The organism is uncultured Olegusella sp. (genome assembly GCF_947253395.1).
In the GTDB taxonomy this organism is placed as follows: Bacteria; Actinomycetota; Coriobacteriia; order Coriobacteriales; family Atopobiaceae; genus Olegusella.
In genome coordinates, this window is record NZ_CAMXYY010000102.1 from 1 (window position 1) to 4,730 (window position 4,730).

Here is a 4,730-nt window from a genome sequence, read left to right on the forward strand (position 1 = left end):
ACCGATAACATAGCGACCCCAAGCACACTCCTGACGCACACCTTCTTCCAGCATCGCTCGCAGCTCAGCGATCATCTCCTCATCAAAGAGTTGTGGTTCTTCTTTTTGAAGCTCGCTGATAATATTGCGGAAGAGCCACAGATGTGTATTTTCGTCGCGGTTAATATAGCGAATTTCCTGGGCACTTCCAGGCATTTTGCCATTGCGCGCAAGGTTGTAGAAGAACATAAATCCTGAGTAAAAATACACACCCTCAAGAATGTAATTCGCCATGATCACATGCAAAAATGCACGCGCATCTTGATGATTGACAAACTCGTTGTAACAATTGCCAATAAACGTGTTACGGCGTAGCAAATGCTCATCATCACGCCACTGATACAAAATCTCATTGCGCTTTTCGGGAGAGCAGATGGTATCAAGCATGTAAGAATAGCTCTGTGAGTGAACACATTCCTGGAAGGTCTGGATACCCAAACAGAGGTTGACCTCATTTGCTGTTACATAGGCACTAATATTGGGTAAGTTGGAGCTTTGCAGTGAATCAAGAAACACAAGAAAGCTCAAAATCTTGTCGTATGCACTACGCTCTGCTTCACTGAGATGGGGGTAATCCTTAACATCTTGGGCGAGGTTAATTTCCTCAGGTACCCAAAAATTATTCATTGCCTGACGGTACCAATCACTCACCCAGCCATAGCGCATATTGTTAAAGTCATTAAGATTAGTAGTATTACCACCGATCATGCGTCGGTTGCGCACTGCGGTATCACCCTGTGGATTGAACAGCGCTTTTCGTGCCAGCTGATTACTCTTTTCGATGGTCATATCCCCACCCTCACATATCGCATTCATTTTCTCGTGTGTTGCAATCTTTCTTGCGTATGCCTAAGACGAGCAGCTCTCACACTCTTCTACCTCGAGAGACTTGGAGCGCACATAATAAAGCGTTTTGACACCACGCTCCCATGCTTCGATATACAGTTTGAGCACTTGGCTCATCGTATACTCATTGGTGATATAAAGATTCATCGACTGAGCCTGATCAATATGACGCTGACGCATGCCTGCTGCGCGCACAGACCATAGCTGATTGGTATTATGCGCAGCGTTGTAATACCAATAGGTATCCATCGAAAGCTCAGGAGCAATGCGCGGCAGCATCATGCCTTTCTTCTCCTCTAAGAAGAAGCGCTTCATAATGGGATCAAGGCCTGCCGTAGTGCCCGAAAGGATAGAAGTCGAACTGGTTGGGGCTACTGCCAACAAATATGCATTGCGCATGCCTTGCGCAGCAACGCGACGACGCAGGCTATCCCAAACTTCACCCGTGTAGTTACGCTTATCAAAATAGGCACCAGTCTGCCAATCAGAACCCTCAAAGTAACGATAAGAGCCTTTCTCAGCAGCAAGAGCACTGGAAGCCTCAATTGCATGACGATTAATGCGTTCAAAAACATCATCAACAAAGCGCAGATGTTCTTCGCTCTCCCAGCGAATGTGGCGCTTGGCAAGCATGTGGTGATACCCACTGATACCAAGACCAATTGAACGATAGCGATGATTGGTAATTTTTGCATAAGGCAGTGCGTAGAAATTCAGGTCGATAACATTATCCAAGGCACGCACAAGCGAATGAATAATCTGACGCAGTTCCTCGTCATCCTCAACATTGATGCGCCCAAGTGTCAGGCTTGCGAGGTTACATACAACAAAGTCACCAGGGCGCGTGGTGTTCACCACAACGGTATCCCCCTCTTTTGTGATGACTTCTTGGCTGACCGACTCCATGGCAGAAGTATTCTGCGCAATCTCGGTGCAAAGGTTGGAACAGTAAATAACGCCTGCCTGCGGATTAGGATTGGCACGATTGACCGTATCACGCATAAAGGCAAAGGGTGTACCTGTTTCAACGGCTGAACGCAGGATAAGGCGGACAAGCTCACGAATTGGCAGTGTACGCTTAGGAATACGGGAATCAGCAACGCAGTCTAGATAGCGCTTCTCCCACTCGTCTCCAAAATAATCCTCAATGGCATAGCCCTTGACGGCCAGAATATCGTGAGGATCCATCAGGTACCAATCCTGCGACATATTTTCTTTTGCCATCTTCCAAAACAAGTCAGGATAACAAACAGCGGGAAATACATCGTGGGCCTTCATGCGCTCGTCACCATTGTTGGTGCGTAGCTGCAAAAACTCTGGCAAATCGCGATGCCACACATCAAGATAAACTGCCACGGCACCCGAACGTACGCCAAGTTGATCAACTGCTACAGCCGTATCATTAATCACACGAATCCAGCGAATAACACCACCAGCAGCACCTTTATAGCCCCGAATAGAGCCGCCTGCAGCGCGGACTTTACCCAGATACATGCCCATACCGCCACCAAATTTTGAAACCTGAGAAAAATTTGCAATGGAGCGGTAAATACCCTCAAGCGAATCGGGCACTGTATCAATAAAGCAACTAGAAAGCTGATGCTGAGGACGACGTGCGTTGGATAGCGTCGGCGTTGCCATAGTCACTTTGAGTGTACTTAACATGTCGTAAAAGCGCTTAATCCAGCCCAGACGTACTGCAGGCTTCTCTTGCATAGCAAGATGAAGAGCAATACCCAAGAACATCTCCTGCGGAGTCTCAAGTGCCTCACCTTCAAAGGAGCGAATGACATAACGATGCAACATTAAATCGAGACCAGCGTAATCAAAAAGATCATCGCGGCTGTTGTCAATAAAGCTCGCAGCTTGATTAATCTCTTCTCGGGTATAGGACTCAAGAATGTAGGTACCGTACAGGCCCAGCTCAGTTAAGTAACGCAGCTTGTCATAAAAAGACTCAATCGAACGTGCTGCCATCAGCTTGTTAATCTTAGCGTGATGGCTATAGGCCAACAAACGTGCTGCTATGTAGCTCCATTTGGGTGCTTCTTTGCTTGTCAACTCTACAGCTGCGCGCACCAGCGCCTCAAGACGCTGCTGATATGCCATATCTTCTGTCAAAAACCCTCTAAAACGATTGAGTAAAGCAGTGCTCGAGTACTGCTCATCGAGAAAATCGTGTTGCATACGCAATATGAGCGCATCAATACCCTCATCGCCCACCAGCCCAACGATTTCCTGGCGTTGCTGACGAAGTTCTGTACGGCGTGAACGATACAAAATATAGGACTTTGCCTGAGCAAAATGTCCCTCACGCATCAGCACTTCTTCTACAAGATCTTGGATGTGCTCAACACTTGTTGCATGTGCTTCTGCCATGCGTCTCTCAATCTGTGAGACGAGTTTGGCAATCTCATCTTCTGCGGGCTTGGTCGAAGTTGCTGCAAAAGACTTCTCTATTGCTCGCGCAATTTTGGATGAGTCATACTCCTCCAGCGAGCCATTGCGTTTGATAATTTGCATGTATCCCCCATGCCACGAAGCGAAGCAAATCTGCCCCGATAAGACTACAAAACAACGGTGACTACAATACCATAGCTCGTTGCTTTTTAAGCCAATATACGCAATATTTAGAAGCACATACGAAATCAAACCACTATATATTGTTGCTATAGTTGGGCATCAGCTCTGCAATTGCTTGTGTGTTTGCTGCTGAGGACGCAAGAGCCGTACCAAGCACTCATATCTAGGTCGCAAATTATCACTAGTTCAACTATTCAGCTCATGAAACAGCCAATAGTTCAACTTTTTAGCCCCGTGGACGCGTTTTTAGTCGGAATGCGAACAAAAATGACTCCTCGGGGCTAAAAGATTTAACTACCTAGATGCAGACATAGATTTGTTACCTGCAACATTTTTCTATGTGATAAAAACTAAGGGATACTGGTGAAGCAGGATGTACTTATGAAGCAAAGCAAGGAGGAGCAATGCCTACAACGGTCGAGATATGCACTGGGAGCTATGAAGACTGTCTAAGCGCTCGGGACGCAGGTGCTGAGCGCGTAGAGCTCAACTCTGCCTTGTGGTTGGGAGGTCTTACACCCAGCTTGGGCACACTACGTCTTGCACGCGCGGCTCTTGATATTCCCATTATCACCATGCTGCGCCCACGTGGAGCAGGTTTTTGTTACTCTCCCCACGAAGTCGAGGTTATGTTTGCTGATGCTTCAGCGCTCATAGATGCAGGAGCAGATGGTGTTGCCTTTGGCTTTCTTAACCCTGATGCCACCATTAATGTTGAGCAAACACGCCTGATGGTTGAACTTGCACATTCAGCGGGTAAAGAAGCCGTGTTCCACCGTGCTTTTGACGTAACGCCCGACCCCAAAGCCGCACTTGAACTGCTCGTTGATTGCGGAGTTGACCGTATTCTTACCAGTGGTCAAAAGCCAAGCGCGCATGCGGGAGCAACGCTCATTGCTCAGCTGCAAAAACAAGCAGCAGGGCGTATTCAAATCCTCGCTGGTGCAGGTATCAATGCACAAAATGTCTGTGAGCTCATCAACAAAACTGGCATAAGCCAAGTACATGCTTCCTGCCGAGACTACGGAAAAGACCCCACTACCGCCCGTAATGAGGTCAGTTATGCCTACCTTAAGGATGACCTTTCCTGCTCCTTTGACTGTGTAAGCAAAGAGCGCGCTCAAGCGCTCACTTATACCGTGCACCATGCTGAAGTCCAAGCGAGCTTGGGATACTCTTCGTCCGCCACAGACTCAAGCCACTCATTACTTGAGTTTGTACCAGGGATTTCAAATGCCAGATGACTAAACCATGAGTCAGGT

At 47.5% G+C, this 4,730-nt stretch carries 3 protein-coding genes; 1 reads left to right on the forward strand and 2 read right to left on the reverse strand.

Annotation, left to right across the window (positions count from 1 at the left end):
* Together Q0X25_RS07140 and Q0X25_RS07145 are read right to left on the reverse strand one after the other, a co-directional pair.
* A partial coding sequence (locus Q0X25_RS07140) for a ribonucleotide-diphosphate reductase subunit beta (protein WP_298580539.1) occupies positions 1–828 on the reverse strand: 828 nt, incomplete at its 3' end.
* 60 nt (positions 829–888) lie between these two features.
* Positions 889–3,408, reverse strand: coding sequence for a ribonucleoside-diphosphate reductase subunit alpha (locus tag Q0X25_RS07145; RefSeq protein ID WP_298580541.1), 2,520 nt, complete (start codon positions 3,406–3,408; stop codon positions 889–891).
* 464 nt (positions 3,409–3,872) lie between these two features.
* Between Q0X25_RS07145 and Q0X25_RS07150 the strand changes: the two genes are divergently transcribed.
* Positions 3,873–4,712 (forward strand): copper homeostasis protein CutC, encoded by an 840-nt coding sequence (locus tag Q0X25_RS07150; protein ID WP_298580544.1) that lies wholly within the window; start codon positions 3,873–3,875, stop codon positions 4,710–4,712.
* Positions 4,713–4,730 lie beyond the last annotated feature (18 nt).

Bases quoted from the DNA above. Each gene is read 5' to 3' on its own strand.
- Q0X25_RS07145 (WP_298580541.1), bottom strand. From the start codon at position 3,408: ATGCAAATTATCAAACGCAATGGCTCGCTGGAGGAGTATGACTCATCC.
- Q0X25_RS07150 (WP_298580544.1), top strand. From the start codon at position 3,873: ATGCCTACAACGGTCGAGATATGCACTGGGAGCTATGAAGACTGTCTA.